Source organism: Butyrivibrio sp. FC2001, assembly GCF_000424125.1.
Lineage (GTDB): Bacteria > Bacillota > Clostridia > Lachnospirales > Lachnospiraceae > Butyrivibrio.
Genome location: NZ_KE384132.1, coordinates 211810 through 230642, shown reverse-complemented (window position 1 = coordinate 230642; position 18833 = coordinate 211810). Strand labels below are relative to the sequence as shown.

The 18833-nt window shown below is 42.1% G+C and carries 14 protein-coding genes; 1 reads left to right on the top strand and 13 read right to left on the bottom strand.

Annotated features, from left to right (window positions below):
• Nucleotides 1-8: 8 nt before the first annotated feature.
• From G601_RS0114720 to pheS, 6 genes are all read right to left on the bottom strand, one after another.
• Nucleotides 9-1259, bottom strand: a complete 1251-nt coding sequence (locus G601_RS0114720; RefSeq protein ID WP_026665824.1) for a nucleotide sugar dehydrogenase — start codon at nt 1257-1259, stop codon at nt 9-11.
• Between the two features lie 11 nt (nt 1260-1270).
• Nucleotides 1271-1615: a PilZ domain-containing protein gene (locus tag G601_RS0114715; RefSeq protein WP_026490543.1), complete on the bottom strand. Its 345-nt coding sequence runs from the start codon at nt 1613-1615 to the stop codon at nt 1271-1273.
• 48 nt (nt 1616-1663) lie between these two features.
• The gene (gene queA, locus G601_RS0114710) at nt 1664-2743 is read right to left on the bottom strand and encodes a tRNA preQ1(34) S-adenosylmethionine ribosyltransferase-isomerase QueA (protein ID WP_304412513.1); all 1080 of its coding nucleotides are present in this window, start codon (nt 2741-2743) and stop codon (nt 1664-1666) included.
• Nucleotides 2744-2843: 100 nt separating this feature from the next.
• Nucleotides 2844-4340: an aminopeptidase gene (locus tag G601_RS0114705; RefSeq protein ID WP_026665822.1), complete on the bottom strand. Its 1497-nt coding sequence runs from the start codon at nt 4338-4340 to the stop codon at nt 2844-2846.
• A gap of 11 nt (nt 4341-4351) precedes the next feature.
• Nucleotides 4352-6772, bottom strand: coding sequence for a phenylalanine--tRNA ligase subunit beta (pheT, locus tag G601_RS0114700; protein ID WP_026665821.1), 2421 nt, complete (start codon nt 6770-6772; stop codon nt 4352-4354).
• Nucleotides 6773-6818: 46 nt separating this feature from the next.
• Nucleotides 6819-7838, bottom strand: coding sequence for a phenylalanine--tRNA ligase subunit alpha (gene pheS / locus G601_RS0114695; RefSeq protein WP_026490539.1), 1020 nt, complete (start codon nt 7836-7838; stop codon nt 6819-6821).
• A gap of 393 nt (nt 7839-8231) precedes the next feature.
• Here pheS and G601_RS0114690 point away from each other — a divergent pair, with 393 nt between their 5' ends.
• Complete coding sequence (locus tag G601_RS0114690; RefSeq protein ID WP_026665820.1) at nt 8232-9587, top strand: MATE family efflux transporter; 1356 nt, start codon at nt 8232-8234, stop codon at nt 9585-9587.
• A gap of 60 nt (nt 9588-9647) precedes the next feature.
• On the opposite strand, the gene G601_RS0114685 is transcribed toward G601_RS0114690, so the two are convergent.
• From G601_RS0114685 to G601_RS25235, 7 genes are all read right to left on the bottom strand, one after another.
• Nucleotides 9648-12005: an EAL domain-containing protein gene (locus G601_RS0114685; protein ID WP_026665819.1), complete on the bottom strand. Its 2358-nt coding sequence runs from the start codon at nt 12003-12005 to the stop codon at nt 9648-9650.
• Nucleotides 12006-12162: 157 nt separating this feature from the next.
• Nucleotides 12163-13668, bottom strand: a complete 1506-nt coding sequence (locus G601_RS0114680) for a polyamine aminopropyltransferase (RefSeq protein ID WP_026665818.1) — start codon at nt 13666-13668, stop codon at nt 12163-12165.
• A gap of 19 nt (nt 13669-13687) precedes the next feature.
• On the bottom strand, nt 13688-14104 hold the full coding sequence (locus G601_RS0114675) for a DUF350 domain-containing protein (protein WP_026492624.1): 417 nt from the start codon (nt 14102-14104) through the stop codon (nt 13688-13690).
• Nucleotides 14105-14135: 31 nt separating this feature from the next.
• Entirely contained in the window at nt 14136-15218 is a 1083-nt protein-coding gene (locus G601_RS25240; RefSeq protein ID WP_026665817.1) for a DUF4178 domain-containing protein, read from the bottom strand.
• Nucleotides 15215-15580, bottom strand: a complete 366-nt coding sequence (gene speD, locus G601_RS23520; RefSeq protein ID WP_035790816.1) for an adenosylmethionine decarboxylase — start codon at nt 15578-15580, stop codon at nt 15215-15217. The genes G601_RS25240 and speD overlap by 4 nt, the downstream gene beginning before the upstream one ends.
• Before the next feature lie 197 nt (nt 15581-15777).
• Nucleotides 15778-16095 carry a hypothetical protein gene (locus G601_RS0114660; protein ID WP_026665816.1) on the bottom strand — a complete coding sequence of 106 codons (318 nt, stop codon included), beginning with the start codon at nt 16093-16095 and terminating at the stop codon, nt 15778-15780.
• 23 nt (nt 16096-16118) lie between these two features.
• Nucleotides 16119-18512 (bottom strand): Ig-like domain-containing protein, encoded by a 2394-nt coding sequence (locus tag G601_RS25235; protein WP_026665815.1) that lies wholly within the window; start codon nt 18510-18512, stop codon nt 16119-16121.
• Nucleotides 18513-18833 lie beyond the last annotated feature (321 nt).

Sequence of the window (18833 nt, the reverse complement as noted above, 5' to 3'; positions counted from 1 at the left end):
TGTATAGATTAGTCTCTTCTGAATATATCTCTTGAATAAACCTTATCTGCTACATCATCGAGGCAGGAATCGTATCTGTTAGCGATGATCGCTGCACTCTTCTTTTTAAACTCATCAAGGTCATTAACCACGTGGCTTCCGAAGAATGTGGTTCCGTTTTCAAGTGAAGGCTCGTAAATAATTACGGTTGCACCCTTAGCCTTGATTCTCTTCATAACACCCTGAATACTGCTCTGACGGAAGTTATCTGAATTACTCTTCATTGTAAGTCTGTAAACACCGATTATAACCTCGTGTTCCTTCTTAGCATCATAGGACTCACTGTTACCGTAAGCACCTGCGATATCAAGAACTCTGTCAGCTATGAAATCCTTACGTGTTCTGTTGGACTCAACGATAGCCTCGATAAGGTTCTCCGGAACATCAGAATAGTTAGCAAGAAGCTGCTTAGTATCCTTAGGCAGGCAGTATCCGCCGTAACCAAAGGAAGGGTTATTATAGAAATCACCAACTCTGGGATCGAGGCATACGCCCTTGATGATCTGATCAGTGTTGAGGTTCTTCATCTCAGCATAGGTATCAAGCTCGTTGAAGTATGATACTCTGAGTGCCAGATATGTATTTGCAAAAAGCTTAACTGCTTCAGCCTCTGTGAAGCCCATGAAAAGAACATCTACGTTTTCCTTAAGTGCTCCTTCCTTCAAAAGCTCTGCGAAGGTATCAGCAGCCTTTTTAAGCTCAGCGTCATTCTCATCCATTCCCACGATAATACGGCTGGGATAGAGGTTATCATAGAGAGCCTTAGACTCTCTAAGGAACTCAGGGCTAAAGAGCACCTTATCTGTTCCCATCTTCTCTCTTACTTTTCTGGTGTAACCAACGGGAATAGTACTCTTGATTACCATGTAGGCGTTAGGATTAACCTTCTTAACAAGGTCAATTACAGCCTCAACAGCACTGGTATCAAAGTAGTTCTTCTTACTGTCATAATTAGTAGGAGCTGCGATAACTACGAAATCAGCATCCTTATAAGCAGACTCTCCGTCTGTTGTTGCAGTAAGATCAAGCTCTTTTTCTGCAAAATATTTCTCAATGTAGTCATCCTGGATGGGTGAAATACGCTTATTAAGCATCTCAACCTTCTCAGGAATAATGTCTACAACTGTCACCTTATGCTTCTGTGACAGTAAAGTAGCGATTGAAAGTCCGACATAGCCGGCACCTGCAACCGCAATCTGTAAGTCTTTAAATTCGCGCATGATATAATCCTTTACATTTCCTCGAGTGTATCCTGAACAGTCTCATAAACAGAGATTCTCTGTCTGTCATATTCAGGCATTCCGATGAAAATAGCACCATATTCATAGCTATCCTCAAGGGCAGTTCCTCGAACGATTTTAATGAATACATGAAGAACCTCTTTAGTCCAAATGGTGAGGTTACATTCATAGTTATCCCCCATGGTAAGCTGTAAGTCTGACTGAAATCCCATTCCTGCACGGGAACAGTTTATAACTGAAATAGCAACTGCCTCCGGCTCTGAAGTAGAGCAAATAGGTTTCATGATGAGCTCACCATCAAGGTCAAGCCTTTTGTATTTTCTTCTCTCTTCCATAATTTCCCCCTCAGATAAATAATGTTCGATTTAGAAAATAATTATATCTTAAATCTCATCATCCGTAAAGAAACATGCATCGCCAAAGCTAAAGAATCTGTAACGTTTTTCGATAGCTTCATTGTATGCGTTAAGCACATTTTCTCTGCCTGCAAGCGCTGAAACCAGCATAACAAGTGTTGATTCCGGAAGATGAAAATTTGTAATAAGGCAGTCTGTGACCTTAAATTTATAGCCCGGATAAATGAAAATGGATGTATTATCTGCACAGGGCTCAATATGTCCGTTTTCATCGGCAGCACTTTCGATTGTTCTGCAGCTGGTAGTTCCAACACAGATAACACGATGTCCGCTCTCCTTTGCCTTATTTATCTTATCCGCAGCTTCTTTATTAACCTGATACCACTCTGTGTGCATATGATGCTCAAGAACGTTAGTAACCTTAACAGGTCTGAAGGTTCCAAGTCCCACATGGAGTGTTACATACGCAAGATCAATTCCCTTGTCCTGGATTTTCTTTAAAAGCTCCTGAGTAAAGTGAAGACCTGCTGTGGGCGCAGCTGCTGATCCCTCATACTTTGCATAAACTGTCTGGTACATATTCTTGTCCTGAAGTTTATGTGTGATATAAGGCGGAAGCGGCATCTCTCCAAGCTTATCAAGCACCTCCTCAAAGATTCCTTCGTAGGAAAACTGAACAAGTCTGTTACCCTCTTCAACAATATCAAGGATCTTAGCATTAAGAAGTCCTTCTCCGAAGATAACCTCTGCGCCGGGGCGAAGCTTCTTCCCGGGCTTAACAAGTGTCTCCCAAATATCATTCTCTCTTCTCTTGAGAAGAAGTATCTCAACTGCAGCGCCTGTATCCTTCTTGGTTCCAAGAAGACGTGCAGGGATAACCTTTGTATCATTTAACACGAGGCAGTCACCGGGCTTAAGATAGTCGATGATATCATGAAAAATCTTATGGGTAATCTTACCCGTATTCTTATTCATTACAAGAAGCTTTGCATCATCGCGGGCAGGAAGCGGGTCCTGAGCGATAAGTTCCTCGGGAAGATCAAAATAATAATCGCTGGTGCGAAGACCCAGATTAGGGTCCGCAGCACCTGAATTTGTAATACTCAATATTTTTCTCCTAAAAATTCATAAGGAAATTCTGCTCTCGGGCTAAAGCCCTCGCCAGAACAAAGTTCGATCACGCAAATCAAAGATTTGCTATCTCACTTTACATATTCGTAAGACTAGCCTTGTTCAGGAATGTCTTATAGCCTCTGTATGCCTCATAGACATCAGCCTTGGAAGTAGCTTCATAAGGTGCGTGCATGTTAAGAACTGCTACGCCGCTATCAATAACATTCATTCCGTAAAGTGCAAGGATGTAAGCGATTGTTCCGCCACCACCTACGTCTACCTTACCAAGCTCAGCCATCTGGAATTCCACATCATCCTCTTCGAAGATGCTTCTAAGATGAGCGATGTACTCAGCGTTAGCATCATTGGAGCCTGACTTTCCGCGGCTGCCTGTAAACTTACTAAATACAGGGCCATAGCCAAGAAGTGATGCATTCTTCTTCTCAAACTGACCTGCGTAAAGCGGATCGAATGCAGCGTTAACATCAGATGAAAGCATGCAGGAATTTGCAAGGCATCTTCTGAGCTTAAGCTCACTGTACTCACCACAGAGATTCATAATCTCTGCAACAGCGTTCTCAAAGAACTTACTCTGCATACCTGTAGCGCCTACGCTACCGATCTCTTCTTTGTCAACAAGGATGCAGCAGCCTGTTCTCTTAAGGTTCTTAACATCAAGAAGTGCCTCCATTGAAGGATATGCACATACTCTGTCGTCCTGACCATAAGCAAGGATCATTGAACGGTCAAAGCCTGCGTCTCTTGCCTTTCCTGCAGGAACGATCTCGAGCTCTGCTGAAAGGAAGTCCTCCTCCTCGATACCGTAAAGATCATAGAGGATTCCAAGGATACCACGCTTAACAGCGTCGCTTACCTTGCCGCTCTCCTCCTTAACTTCCTTCTCATAGGATACAGCGTACTGCTGACCATCTGTGAGCTTGCTGTTCTTCTTATCAGCCTTCTTCTTATCATCGCTCTCGATAACGAAGGGTCTGCTTCCAACAACAAGATCAAGAGCCTCACCCTCAACTACATTGGAGGCCTTCTTGCCCATAAGATCAGCTGAAAGATGAATAAGAAGATCACTTATGAAGAATACCGGATCATCCTCATCCTCACCTACATTAAGCTGTACTGTTGTGCCGTCCTTCTTCACAACTACGCCGTGAATTGAAAGCGGAATAGTAACATACAGATATTTCTTGATACCACCATAGTAGTGAGTATCAAGGTAAGCAATGTTTGTATCCTCATAAAGGGGATTCTGCTTAACATCCATTCTGGGAGAATCGATATGAGCACCAAGGATGTTCATACCGTTCTCAAAGGGCTCGGAACCGATATGGAACATAACAATAGACTTGTTCATCCAAACGCTGTAAACCTTGTCGCCCTTCTTAAGCTTTGTGTTCTTGCCGATGAGAGTGTTGAGCTCTCTGTAGCCCTTTTCCTCGATCTCGTTTACGATTGTGTCAATCGCTTCACGCTCTGTCTTTGCGTTATCAAGGAATGTCTTATAGTTGTCAGTAAATGACTCTAATTCTTTTAACTGCTTTGCAGTGTATTTTGTCCATACATTAGTTCTTTTCATGATATATCTCCTTAGCTTCTAAGCTTAATATTCAGGCTCTCAAGACCATTCAATATCTTCTTCATAGCTGCATTGATCTCATCATCTGCAAGGGTCTTCTCCTTGTCTCTGAATGCAAGTGAATAAGCCATGGACTTGAAGCCCTTCTCAATCTGAGATCCCTCATAAATATCGAAAAGTTCAAGCTTCTCAAGCTTCTTACCACCGCGCTGTCTGATCATCTTCTCGATGTTGCCAGCTGTTACATCTGTAGGAACTACCATACTGATGTCTCTTGTTACAGCAGGGAACTTAGCGATTCCTGTGTAAACACGGTTGTAGCTTGCGTGAGGAACGATTGCAGGAAGATCAAGAACTGCAACATAAGCTCTTGAACCGATTCCATAGTTATCAAGTACTTCAGGATGAACCTCACCAAGATAACCGATTGTCTCTCCCTTGAAGCTGATAAGTGCCTGACGTCCGGGATGAAGGAAAGGCTTACCTGCCTTAGCATCATACTCAAGCTCGTCAGCCATACCGATCTGTCCAAGGAACTCCTCAACAGCACCCTTCATTGTGAAGAAGTCGCCATCACCGTAGAAACCAAGAACAAACTGTGCTCTCTCATCGGGAAGTTCCTTAAGAGGAAGCTCCTTAGCGATGTAGATATTAGCTATCTCGTAAAGCTTAACATCCTTGTTTCTGCGCTTGAAGTTAGTTGCAAGGCTTGTAAGGATAACGTTAAGCGGGATTGTTCTCATAATTGAGAAGTCCTCACCAAGAGGGTTTGAAATTGTAATTGCATTTCTCTCAGGAGCATCCTCAGGTAAAAGAAGCTTATCAAATACCTTGGGGCTCTCGAAGGAATAGCCGTAAGCCTGTGAGAAGCCGCAGAACTGTGCAACCTCACGAGCTGTCTTCTCAACAGTCATCTTGAATGTAAGCTTACCTGTTGTAGGTGCATTCTTAGGAAGTGTAGAAGGAATCTTGTCATAGCCATAGAATCTTGCAACCTCCTCAGCGATGTCACAGAAGCCTACAAGGTCCTGTCTGAAGCTGGGAATGATGATCTCGTTTGAAGCCTCATCATAAACGAGATCTTCTCTTGCAAAGATATCAAGCATAGTCTGTCTGTCGATATCTGTACCAAGAAGCTTGTTGATTCTCTCGGGCTCAAACTTAATTCTGTTAAGAGGCTTGATAGGTGATTTTGCCTCAACGATTCCTGATGTTACCTTACCACAGCCAAGCTCGTTAACAAGCTGACATGCACGATTGATAGCATCCTCAGCGTTGTTAGGATCAAGGCCCTTTTCAAAGAAGCCTGAAGCATCAGTACGAAGACCGATTCTCTTAGCACTCTTACGGATGTTGGGACCATTGAAGGTAGCAGCCTCGAAGAGAACTGTCTTGGCACCCTCTGTGATCATTGAGTTCTCACCACCCATGATACCACCGATAGCTACTTCCTTTTCGCCATCACAGATCATGATAACTTCGCTGTCGAGATTTCTCTCCTGACCGTCAAGAGTTACAAACTTCTCGCCGTCCTGTGCTCTCTTAACAACAATCTTGTTGCCAGCGATTGTTGAAAGGTCGAATGCATGCATGGGCTGACCATACTCTAGCATTACATAGTTAGTGATATCAACGATGTTGTTGATAGGTCTAACACCGTTAGCTGCAAGTCTTCTCTGCATCCACTCGGGTGAAGGACCAACCTGTATATCTGTGCAGACTCTTGCGCAGTAGCGTGAGCAAAGATCTGCATCCTTGATCTCAACTGAAATATAATCTGAAGCCTTCTCAGAAGTCTCCTCAACCTTAACCTCAGGAGCCTTGAAGGGAAGCTTGAAGGTAGCTGCTGTTTCTCTTGCAATACCAAGAATGCTGTAGCAGTCTACGCGGTTACTTGTTACTTCAAATTCGAATACTGTATCGTGAAGACCGAGCACCTCTACTGCATCAGCTCCAACCTCTGTGTCCTCAGGAAGAATATAAAGTCCGTCCTCGGGAGCATCCGGATAGAAATCCTTTGATGAACCAAGCTCCTCAATAGAGCACATCATACCTGCACTGGGAACACCGCGAAGCTTGCCGGCCTTGATTTTGATTCCTTCCTCAGGATTCGGGCTGCCGTCATGTCCGCCTGCAACTCTTCCGCCATCAAGAACAACAGGAACCTTATCGCCTTCCTTCATGTTCTTTGCACCGGTAACGATCTGAATCATTTCAGAGCCGATGTTAACCTGGCAGATAACCAGTTTGTCAGCGTCCGGATGAGGCTCGATCTTGTCGATCTGACCTACAACAATTTTCTCTAAATTTTTATCAAGGCGATGGAATCCTTCGCCCTTTGTTCCGGAAAGTGTAAGTGCATCAAGGATTTCCTGATCACTTGCATTCAAGTCCGGTACGTATACTTTAAGCCAATTTAAATTAGCATCCATATTTCTAATCTCCTTTTTATGTAATAACCTCGCTAAGTGATTACTTTTAGAACTGCTCTAAGAATCGTATGTCGTTCTCGTACAGGAGACGCATGTCATCAATCTCATATTTAAGCACTGCAATTCTCTCAAGACCGAGACCGAATGCAAAGCCGGTGTACTCGTTAGGATCGATTCCACTCATCTCAAGAACGTGAGGGTGAACCATACCGCAGCCAAGGATCTCAATCCATCCTTCGCCCTTACAGAAACGGCATCCCTTACCACCGCACTTAAAGCAGCTTACGTCCATCTCAGCAGAAGGCTCTGTGAATGGGAAGTGATGAGGTCTGAATTTAACCTTAACGTCCTCACCGAAGATCTCCTTGGCAAACTCAGCAAGAGTTCCCTTAAGATCAGCAAAGGTGATGTCCTTATCGATAACAAGACCCTCGATCTGGTGGAAGCTGGGGCTGTGTGTAGCATCAACTTCATCTGCTCTGAAAACACGACCGGGAGCGATCATCTTAATAGGAAGCTTACCCTTCTCCATCTCATGAACCTGAGTTGAAGATGTCTGTGTACGAAGAAGAAGATCTCCTGAAATATAGAAAGTATCCTGCTCATCCTTTGCAGGGTGATCTGCAGGGATATTAAGTGCCTCAAAGTTGTAATAGTCCTTCTCAACCTCAGGACCCTCAGCAACCTCATAACCCATTCCGATGAAGACATTCTCAACGTCCTCAAGAGTGATGGTATTGGGATGACGGTGACCTACGTTATTCTTCTTTGCGGGAAGTGTAACGTCGATAGTCTCGCTGGCAAGCTTAGCCTCGCGGACAGCAGCCTCCATCTTCTTCTTTGTAAACTCGAGGTTCTTTTCGATTTCCTCTCTTACTTCATTTACCATCTGGCCAACCTTGGGTCTGTCCTCAGGTGCCACATCCTTCATGCTCTTAAGGATACTTGTAAGTTCTCCCTTTTTACCAAGGATAGTTACGCGAACATCATTAAGCTTATCAAGACTTTCTGTCTCTTCGATCTGCTTAAGCGCGCTTTCCCTGATTTTTTCTAACTGCTCTTTGATCATGTTTACCTCCTAAAAAAATAAAATCCCTTACATCGTTAAAGATGTAAGGGACGAATAAAATCCGCGGTACCACCCTGATTCCTGCCATAAATACATGACAGACACTCATTTTAATCTTAAATTGTAGCTCCGATGCGAAATTTCCGAACTGTCTTTACCAGACAGGCTTCCAGCCAGTGACCTGTCTCTCTATTATGGAAAACAGAACATCCCGGGGACACGCCCCACATCATCAACGCTCTGCCCATTAGTTTAACTACGAGCAAATAAAAAGTCAAGGTGAACCCCATAAATTTATGGTAGGAAAATATCATGTCCCGTCTGTCATTATACTATTTAGTTGTGTTAATATTATTAATCGTACACAACAATTTCAGATAGGATGGCATCATGAATCGCAACAAGAAAAATTATCGTTCACAAATATTAAAATTAACAATCCCGATCGTACTTCAAAATCTGTTAAGCGTCGCAGTAAACTCAGCTGACGTGGTTATGCTCAACTATGTGGGACAAAGCCATATATCAGCAGTTTCTCTTGCTGCCCAGTATGCCAGCGTTCTGTTTATGATTTTCTATGGTCTTGGTACCGGAGTTACCATGCTCTGCTCCCAGTACTATGGAAAAGGCGACATGAAGGCCATAGATGTTATAGAAGGCATCGCTCTTAGATTTTCACTTCTGGCCGCATTTGCATTTGGTACATGTGCCATGTTCTTCCCAAGATATATGATGCGCGTGTTCACTCCTGACCCGGAGCTCATCACCATCGGAGCCTCATACCTCAGGAACATCAGCGTCGCTTATATCTGCTGGGGTGTTATCGAGATATACCTTTCTACCCTCAGAAGTATAGGAAGAGTCACTATCTCAACAGTACTGAACACCATAGCCTTTTCGCTTAATATACTGCTTAACGCAGTGTTCATTTTCGGACTTTTCGGAGCACCGCAGCTTGGTGCCGCAGGTGTTGCTCTTGCAACCTCAATATCAAGAGTTATAGAGCTTATCTTATGTATCATTGTCTCCATCAGAAGTAAAAATGCAAAGCTCAAGCTCTCCTACATGTTTATTAAAAATGATCTGCTTCTCAAGGACTTTTTCAAAATGGCACTTCCTGCCATGCTAAACGATGTATCCTGGGGCCTGGCATTTTCCATGTACTCCGTAATCATCGGACAGTTCCTCGGAAGCGACGTGGTTGCTGCTTATTCCTTCACTTCCCTTGCAAGGAATTTCGGAACGATCCTTTGCTTTGGCGTTGCCAGCGCAGGTGGAATCCTTCTTGGTCAGATAATCGGTGAAAACCGTCTCGAGGATGCGGACGAAGCGTCCAAGACACTTATGAAAATGACAGTGTTATTCGGTGCAATAGGAGGTCTTATAATCTTCCTTCTTATGCCGATATTTCTTAGCTTTGCAAATCTTACACCGCTCGGAAAAGACTATTTAAAAACCATGCTTTTCATAAACACCTATTACGTAATGGGTGCTGCTGTTAATACAACTCTTATCGCAGGAGTATTCAGAGCAGGTGGTGACAGCCGCTGGGGCTTTATCTGTGACACCATCGATATGTGGTGCTACGCTGTTCCACTGGGATTTATAGCCGCTGCACTTCTAAAGCTGCCGCCCATGTGGGTTTACTTCCTTCTCTGCACCGACGAATTTGTAAAATGGCCTTGGGTTATCGGTCACTACAAGAGCAAAAAATGGCTCCGCAATATAACAAGAGATGAATACTAAAAACAAGGCTGCCGCTTAATGCGACAGCCTTTCTCATGTCCTTACTTACATTATTAAAGCTTACAGGGAGTCCAGCAGATTCTCAAAGGATACCTCCGGCAGTGGTTTGTAGAAATAATATCCCTGTATATAATCGCAGTCTGCATCCTGCAGGAACTTCAGCTGCTTTTCAGTCTCCACACCTTCAGCCGTAACCTTCGCTCCTATTGCGTGGGCGAGCTTGATCGTGGAGATAATTATTGATTCTGACTTCTTGTTGATTCCTATTTTCCTGACAAAACCGATATCAAGCTTGATGATGTCAAAGTCAAAGGTTTCCAGCATGGACAGTGAACTCATACCGCTACCATAGTCATCAAGAAGGATATTTATTCCATGCTTCTTCATCTTGTCAAGATATTCCAAAGCCTTGCTCTCAAGGTCGGCATAAGCAGACTCTGTTACCTCGAACCTTACCATGGCAGGCTCAATACGCTTTATGTACTCGAAGAGACTCTCGATAAATGCCGTGTCATAGAAATCAACCCTGGAGAGATTTATTGCGCATGGAACAGCTCTCTTCCCAAGTGTAAAGCACTTCTCTATAAAATCGATTCCCCTCTCGACCATAAATTTATCAAGCAGTGATGTCTTGCCCTCAGACTCGATGATCGGAATGAAATCAGCAGGCGATACCATACCAAGATCTCTGTGACGCCATCTTATAAGCATCTCGGCACTTACTATCTTTCCTGTCTTAGCATTTACTATCGGCTGATAATAGGGTTCAAATTCATTGTCTGCCAAAGCTCTCTCAAAGTCAGACAGAAGGAAACGCTGCTTCACATAGTTTTCCTTCATAGAATCATCATAGTATGCAAAAAGCATATTTCTTTTGCTGATTCTAAGACTCTTTTCTGCAAGCTTTGCTCCGGCAATAATCTGCATGATATCAATAGTCGGATTATTTATCTGGTATATGCCACAGTGAATTTCAAAGGTATACTCCATAGATTCCCCTTTGAAAACCTGTCGGCACATAATTTTTAAATTCTTTTCATTAAGGTTCTCATCATCTGTTATTACGGCAAAATGGTCGCTCTCAAGTCTTCCCATGAGCATAGGCTTAAGGTGCTTCCTAAGAGCATCCCTTGTCTGGAAAATAACCATATCACCCTTTTGGTTGCCAAACAGCTCATTTACCGCTTTAAATTCCTTTACATTGGCGTATACAAGGGAGTAATGATCGTCAGCTGTAAGCTCATCCAGGAACACATTAGCCCTATCCAAAAAGCCTGTTCTTGCATACTCATCAGTCATCCAGTCATGGTCCAGTATAGTAGTAATATCTATATAGATGACCATATACCAGTCAGGATATCCGGGAACTTCCTTAACTCTTATGTTTTTTGCCCTTCGACCAAGAGGAGTATCAACATGGATAGTTCTAACGTAATCTCCCCTCTTATTCATTTCTCTTTTTATGACAGGAAGCCTTATCTGATCAAGATAAGATGCCCGTTCTTCCGGAACAACTGTCAGGGCAAGCTTTTCACATATTTCGTTATATTCCAGATGTGTCTGCACGAAAAGATTTCTCAGGTCATCATTAAGATAATAGACCTCGCACCGCTTGTCATTCTTTTCAACGCAGAATACCATGTCATAGCCCTCTGAAAACAGAGTTTTAATGACAGGCTGCTCCACATACCCCATAAAAGGCACTATTGCGCCTTGTTTTAATGGTGTAACAAGTCCATCCTCTATTATTTCACCCTTGCCTTTGAAAATGGTTCTTCCATCTTTTGCCTTAAAATAGCTCTCATCGGAAATAAAATAGAATTTACATCCAAAGCTGTCGGGAATAATTATGTCATCAACAAGACTAAGACCATCAACCTTCAAAGTCTGTATATAATCCTTATGGGGAATAATCTGAATATTAGTAAGATCGAGACCATCAGTAAATCTGATAAAGTTCGGATCCATTGCTTCGCCTTCACGCTCAGGCATATGATAAACATAATAGGCAGCGTTGGCAGCACCGGAACTGAGTCCTATAACAATTCCACCAAAATCGAAAATAGCACTCTTTAAGCCAACACGCTTCATAAAATTGAGCTGAGTAGGCGCATGTCCACCTGCAAGATATATAACATCTGCCCAATCTACACAAGCCTTTGCAGATGACTTCTCATCCAGAACCTTTGTGTCCTTAATCGGAAGCTTTGAAAATTCAAAGGCATCCAGAACCCGCTTCATCTGATGCTCATTTTCTTCAGTCGCTTTGGGATTACATGGAACATAAAGAAAGTTAGCAGGTCCCGGCCATTCTTTTCTAAGATCCTCAAAAAAGCCGTAGCTATCTAAGGGCTCTAATTTTTCATACGAGCCCAGTTCCTGATGTGGAATGAAACTGCTGGTAAGGTATAGTACCATAGTCAACCGCCCTCAAGAAACAAATTTCACAGCCTGCAACTTTCTTTCACATGAATGTCCTCTTTATATTATAAAACCATAAAATGTAAATAACTATTAAAAAAGACACTCCAAATTATTAGAGTTTTATAAACTAAAAGCTGTGAAACATATCCTATTAGTTCCACAGCTCCTCAGCTTTATTATAGTATTCCATTAAAACAGGTTTAGTAAGATGATTTATCTCCACGTCCTGATCAATTTCGTCTTTTCCAAACTTGAAAAATGCAGATACATTATCAGCAGTAAGGTATCTCGTATCCACATCAAAGGATATCTCCTCCGAAAGCACACCTCTGCTGGCCATATTAAATCCCCAGTCTCCAAAGGCCGGAACCTGCATATGATAAGCCTTTACATTAAAACCCTCGCTCTCAATGGTCTTGTTTATGCACCAGAATGCCTTAGTCGCATAATAGGGGCTTGTGGACTGAACCACAAGAACTCCCGTATCGTTAAGGCAGCCGCCACACATCCTGTAAAACACATTTGAATAGAGCTTATTTAACACCTCAGTATTGGGATCCGGAAGGTCCACGATTATGACATCATATTTATCCTGGCAGGTCTCAAGATACTTATAGGCATCCATATTGAAAATATTCAGCTTTTCAGATAAAAGACTACCGCCGTTGATAGAGGTGATATTCTCGTTGGTACTGCAGATCCTTATCATCTCGGAATCAAGATCGACAAGGTCTATCCTTTTGACCTCAGGATATTTTAAAACCTCTCTCACAGCAAGACCATCGCCGCCACCAAGTATCAGTATGTTTTCCCTGCTCTTAGTCTCGTTCATCGGAATATGAACCAGTCCCTCGTGGTAACGGTATTCGTCCTCGGTTGAAAACTGGCAGTTTCCATCAATATAAAGTCTGACATCATCCTTGTGCTTAGTCATTACTATCTTCTGGTACTGGGTCTGCTCGATGAGAATCACCCTGTCTCTGTAAAGTCCCCCCTCGATGGACTCTGAAATATTATCAGCCATCACCATTCCTACAAGCATTAGTCCCGCAAGCACAACTGCCATGGTCCTGAACACCTTTATCCTGTCTACCCTCTCACCGAACTTCCACATGATGAGGAAGGCCGCAAGAATATTTAAAAAGCCGCAAAGAAAGGATGTTGCGAAATATCCAAGCTTCGGTAAAAGAATAAGCGGAAATGCGATCGAGCCAATAAGTCCGCCGATGTAGTCAAAACTGAAAATCGAAGAAAGCGTAACCTTAAGGTTGTTTTCATCCTGCTCGATGATCCTTGTCATGATCGGAATCTCAGCGCCGGCAAAGGCTCCGATTATGATGATCTCCATATACATGACAAGTGCATAGTTTGATATGTAAATGTTTGCAAGGAAAAGCACCAGGGAACTGATTCCGCCGATAACTCCGATTCCAAGCTCAATGGATACAAATATGTTAAACAGATTCTTTGAAAAATATTTGGAAATGTACGAGCCGATTCCCAGTGACGCCATGTAAAGGCCGATTGTCACCGAGTACTGAAGCGTACTGTTTCCCAAAAGGTAAGAACTAACTGCGCTGATAATAAGCTCGTAGCACATCGAACACCCTGATATTATCAGGGTTGTCAGCATCAGAAGTCTATACTTGCTACTCATTAAAAACGCCTTCCTAAGATTACTGAATTACGCCGCTCACGATGAAAGCAACGCCCATAAAGATACCAAAGATCATGATGCCGGCTGCTTCATTTTTTTCTTTAAGCTCTACTCCAAAGTTGAACTTTCTGTTTACAAGATCAACAACGAAGTAACCGATAAGTAATGCTGCCACGCCGATGCCTGCAAACATTCCTGTGCTTATGGCACCGCTCATAAGATCCTGCGACTCTGAAATATCAAAGGAAATGATCGCTGAACGAATAATGAATCCAAGGCCTGCATAAATGCCTGCTGATACCCAGCCTACTGCCTTGTTGCCTTCATGGATTTCCCTAGGAAAATCAACAGGAATCAAAAGGTCTATGATGAAATGACCTATGATCATTACTGCAAGTCCTATTGCGAGATATACAAATGTTTCAAGTGCTACCATATTTTTAATCCTCCAAGATTTATTTTCTTTCTTATTTACCGCCGCCCATGCCGCCGCCTGAAGATCGTCTGGCATTGATGCTTCGCTGCCTTACCGAAGATGAATAGCTGTCAAAATAGCCATTGCCTATATTGTGAATGGTATCGCCACTATAGGTGCTGTAGGCAGAGGGCGTTCTCTTATAGCTTGTACTGTCCTTAGCATAGCTGGAGTTATAGTAATGACTCCTGTACCAGTGTGTGGTCGAATCAGAGCTCCTATAGGGCGAATTGTCAGATGTATAGTTGTACTTTCTGGGTGATATCTGAACGTAAACCCTGTTGGTATCATCATCGGGATGATACAGCAGGCAGTATTCCTTTTTGGTGACTATAGCAATGCTGTGATTAAGTATGTCATCCTGCTGCGTAACGGATTCGGTCTCTCCCTCTACACCATCTATGATGTCCTTTGCGATGGTGTCCGTCGTAACACCACTAACTTTATATTCGTAAACATCCGCCTTTTGATCCTGATTGCCGGTTATCGAGGTTACATAAGCATAATTGGTATTGGATTTTATATACTTACTGATCTGCTTCACAGGTGCCGGAATATAATCAATAAGACTGGCAAAAATTCCAAAGACAATGAAAGCTACCATCATATAAAGACCAAATTTGTCACCGCTTACTAAATTCACCTTTGGCTTTTCATAGCCAACAACCCTGATGTCACTCTTATCAAGGTATACTCCCTTGGAATACTCTGTTCCGTCATCCCATATTTCCACAGAGAGTGTATTATCTTCGGATGCGTCCTCAAACTCAACGAAGTCAGCTTCATCTCCGCTCTCAACATCCACATCTCCTGATGCGTGAACTACAACCTGATGGCCCTTATCCACCTCGTGCCACTCAGGGCCTACTCTTCCGCGAACTCCATTCTCCGGCCATGATAGTGTATACTCTTTATACACATCATCGATTGAAAGCCATCGCTCTCCATGCTTTGTTTTTAATCTGTATTCTGTCCACCTCTTATTGCCATCCTCAGTATTTTTGTATGTAACCTCTCCGATGACATGGGCTTCCAGATTACTAATCTGTAGTTTGGATCCAACTCTTATGTTCATTTCTCTATTCCCTCAGGCTCTATACCGCCTGCACTTATATCCCTTTCAATAACCTTTACTTTAACCTGCTTTGCCTCAAACAATTCCTTAAGCTTCTCAGCAATTCCATCCACCACAGTATCTGAGCATGAAAAGATATCTATGGCAGCATAGCCATACTCCGGCCATGTATGCACTGAAAAATGTGAGGTAGTTATAACAGCAAAATAGGTAACTCCTATGGGCTCAAATTCGTGAACACATTCCTCCACGATACTAGCCCCTACATATTCGATAGCCGTATGCGCGGCCTCCACGATTCGCTTGGGATCATCTATAATCTCTCCGCAGCCATAAAGATCTGCCACCAGCTGCTTAGCCATTTAAAACTCCTTTCCTATCATTCGATATAGGATCTACTATTTTTTATCTTTTGTTATTATCTGTTATTATTTTTTATCTTCTGTTATCTTTTGTTATTATCTGTTATTGTTTTTTATCTTCTGTTATCTTTTGTTATTTTTCTTAGATTAAAAAACATAGTTCTTTAATACTAACAAATAATCCCCAAAAACACTATTTAAAACTTCCCCGTAAGATGATGCAGAGTTCCGTAGTTTTTCTTAGCGCCAGTTCTTGGAGCACCACATTTTTGACACACAGCTACATCAGATCTGTTATAGTGATCGCAATATTCACAAAGCCAATCCGGCTCATTCGTTGTCTTTGCAGCTTCCTCTTTAGTAAGCTCTGCAGACTCAATATCATCAGGTAAATAGAATAAGGTATCTATTCCTCTTGGCTTACCACAATTAGGGCAGGTGTCAAAACGCGCACGAATACCCTTAGTGCTACAGAATACACAGTCCCATAGCCCTTCAATTCTTTTTTGTTCCATACAAAATCCCATCCATTAGTTTTTTATTCAGTAACCGTAACGGTTATTTTCTTCGCAATTCCATTTTTAGCATAAACATAGACATCGCAGCTTCCGGCAGCAATTCCGGTTATGTTACCCTTCTTATCGACTGCCGCCACAGCGGAGTTTGTTGATCTATATCTAAGCTTGGGAGCATGGTTATTTGAGAGCTGCTTTTTGCCCTTATCCTCAAGTTTAACAGAAGCCTTTACCTTATAGCTCTGGCCCTTTGCAATAGATATACTCTTTGCTCCAAGCTTTATTGATTTAGGATTAGTGTACTTCTCGTTATCCTTTCCAACAAAATGACCATGTAAGGACTTACCGATTCTCCTGCCATTGCTATCGTATGCTGCGAGATAAAGCTTAAAATTCTTCTTAAAATCCAGGGCTTTTCCATTGAGCTTCTTAATTGTTACCTTTGTTCCTGAGGTTTTCTTAGTTGCTTTTGATGAGAACTTATTCCCACAATACGTAAGGAAAACCTCAACTTTGGATACGCCATCGACTTTATCCCAGCTGATTTTTAGCTTTCCGTCTTTCTGAACAACCTTAATAGATGTATTGAAGCCTTCTGTCACAGCTTCTACAGCTTCGTCAGAGTATGCAAGTGCATACGTTGAAAACTGTCCAGCCTCGAAAGGTATAGACATTTCTGTTGTGGCTTTTACTATGCCAACCTGTCCATTATGATCGACAATAATGTAGAAGGTACGCTTTTTTCCGGAAGGCGCATTGAACTTTTCCGGAACCTTTATTTTAATAATTATTTTTCTTCCATTCAAAGAGGTGATCTCTCTTTGATACGTATCCCCTATTCTAAGCACCAGACTCAGATCAAGGAACATTCCCACAATCGCATTGGGATTAGCCTTTTTCATAGCAGCTTCTATACTCTGTTTTTCTGAAGCAGAAATTGAGGAATCAGCATTATTGACTCTAAGAGTAAGTACCGTTTTCACACCAAGAGTAATCATTTTTCGCTCTTCAGCATTTGCTATGCTCCAGATCATTTCAGGTGTGATACCTTCAATTTCAATGTCAGGAGTGCCCGGCCCTTTTTCTATGTTAGCACTTATATCTTCATCGATTTGTGCAGGAAATTGTACCCTCTTAAATTCATCTATTTCTCTTTCAATTGATACAACCGGAATAATCGCCTTTCCTGTTGTACCTGCTTCGTCAGTCCAGCCGACACCGGAAATAGTATTTTTCACATCTCCTGAAATAGCATAATATTCACCACCTGAAACAAGGACTTTACAGTTTTCGTCAATCAGGATTTTACCTCCGTTAATTAGCATTATACCTACCCAATTCCCTTTTGCTATTAGCCTGGAATTTCCTTTAATTGTAAAATCTCCGGATGATGTTGCCGTAGCAAATATCTCTCCTGTAGCATTTACTATTGCATTGTCGTCTATAGTGATTGTGCCGGCTGCAATACCTAAAAGCCCACCAGAAGATGAAACATTCGCATCCCCACAAATAGAAACATTGCCATCTGCATGTAACCCACTCTGTAATTCATCTGGATCAGTGCCACAAGCAATCACATTGGCTTTTCCTCTGATAATAATATTGTGTGAAGCAGCAATACATGTACCATTCTTGCTGGCTGCTTTAACATGACTATTCCCCTCTATAATTATAGCGGATGCTTCAATACTATTCCCAAAGGCATTTGCGATAATCTTAGCATTCCCACCGATAGTTATTTTGCCGCAACTGGATATAGCACTTCCCTCAGTTACTCCGAAGCCTTGAGCAGTTACTTCAATCTGCGCGCCATCATTGATCACTATATCCTGATTATTCTTTATAACATCAATAATACCGGTAATCTTAAGCTTTGATTTTCCGGTAATTGTAAGTGTACCACTATCGTTACTATCCCCTTCATCGCCAATAGCTGTACCATTATATCCTGTTTTTGTTATCTCAAGACTGTTGTTATAGCTATCACTTGTAATAACGACATTATTTCCAGATTCATTTTTGTGGCATATTCCATAAGTATATGCATTCACCGATGCCAACTCAATCTTGTTATTTCCAACCAAAACAATAGTCAGTGTCCCCATTCCTGTATACTTTATTGCGTAGTTGTTTGAGCTATTGTTCGCTGTAGTATACTTAAAATTATTCAGGGTGAGCGTTCCACTCTGACCATCTGAAGCAGGCACAAAAGATGCCTTTCCCTCCTTGGTTCCCCAAGACGGTTCTCCCGGAATATCATTATTATTCTCATCGGTAACAACCGTACCTGCAACTACAAGAGGATAATTACTTACCGCCTTTACGGATAACCTCATAGTTGATACAAGAAGTATAAAAAATACGAATAAGAATATTGCATTAAAAATCAATTTCCCATTTGGTTTAATTGTTTTCATAGCAGGACCCTCCTCATAAGAATCAACTTTAATTTTACAATACTTATTTACATAAAGTGTTGATTTCTCCGCATTTTTTATAGACTTTTCATATAAAAAGCCGCCTAAAGGAAAGATATTCTCCTCCTTTCAGACGGCATTATACCGAGCTAAAATAGATTGTTATAGATTTTAGCAAGCTCTCATCTTATTGCTTGTTCCGCAGAACGGACATACCACCACTTCGTCCTCTATACCGGAAATAGAAGCGCCGCAGGAAGAATTGATGATCCTGTTCCAACCTTGTCATTTCTTAAAATTACTGCCTCCTCAGGTAATAAC

Bases quoted from the DNA above. Each gene is read 5' to 3' on its own strand.
- G601_RS0114680 (WP_026665818.1), bottom strand. From the start codon at position 13,668: ATGAGTAGCAAGTATAGACTTCTGATGCTGACAACCCTGATAATATCA.
- pheT (WP_026665821.1), bottom strand. From the start codon at position 6,772: ATGGATGCTAATTTAAATTGGCTTAAAGTATACGTACCGGACTTGAAT.
- G601_RS0114715 (WP_026490543.1), bottom strand. From the start codon at position 1,615: ATGGAAGAGAGAAGAAAATACAAAAGGCTTGACCTTGATGGTGAGCTC.
- G601_RS0114660 (WP_026665816.1), bottom strand. From the start codon at position 16,095: ATGGAACAAAAAAGAATTGAAGGGCTATGGGACTGTGTATTCTGTAGC.
- G601_RS0114690 (WP_026665820.1), top strand. From the start codon at position 8,232: ATGAATCGCAACAAGAAAAATTATCGTTCACAAATATTAAAATTAACA.
- G601_RS0114720 (WP_026665824.1), bottom strand. From the start codon at position 1,259: ATGCGCGAATTTAAAGACTTACAGATTGCGGTTGCAGGTGCCGGCTAT.
- G601_RS25235 (WP_026665815.1), bottom strand. From the start codon at position 18,512: ATGAAAACAATTAAACCAAATGGGAAATTGATTTTTAATGCAATATTC.
- G601_RS25240 (WP_026665817.1), bottom strand. From the start codon at position 15,218: ATGAACATAAGAGTTGGATCCAAACTACAGATTAGTAATCTGGAAGCC.
- G601_RS0114685 (WP_026665819.1), bottom strand. From the start codon at position 12,005: ATGGTACTATACCTTACCAGCAGTTTCATTCCACATCAGGAACTGGGC.
- G601_RS0114705 (WP_026665822.1), bottom strand. From the start codon at position 4,340: ATGAAAAGAACTAATGTATGGACAAAATACACTGCAAAGCAGTTAAAA.
- speD (WP_035790816.1), bottom strand. From the start codon at position 15,580: ATGGCTAAGCAGCTGGTGGCAGATCTTTATGGCTGCGGAGAGATTATA.
- G601_RS0114675 (WP_026492624.1), bottom strand. From the start codon at position 14,104: ATGGTAGCACTTGAAACATTTGTATATCTCGCAATAGGACTTGCAGTA.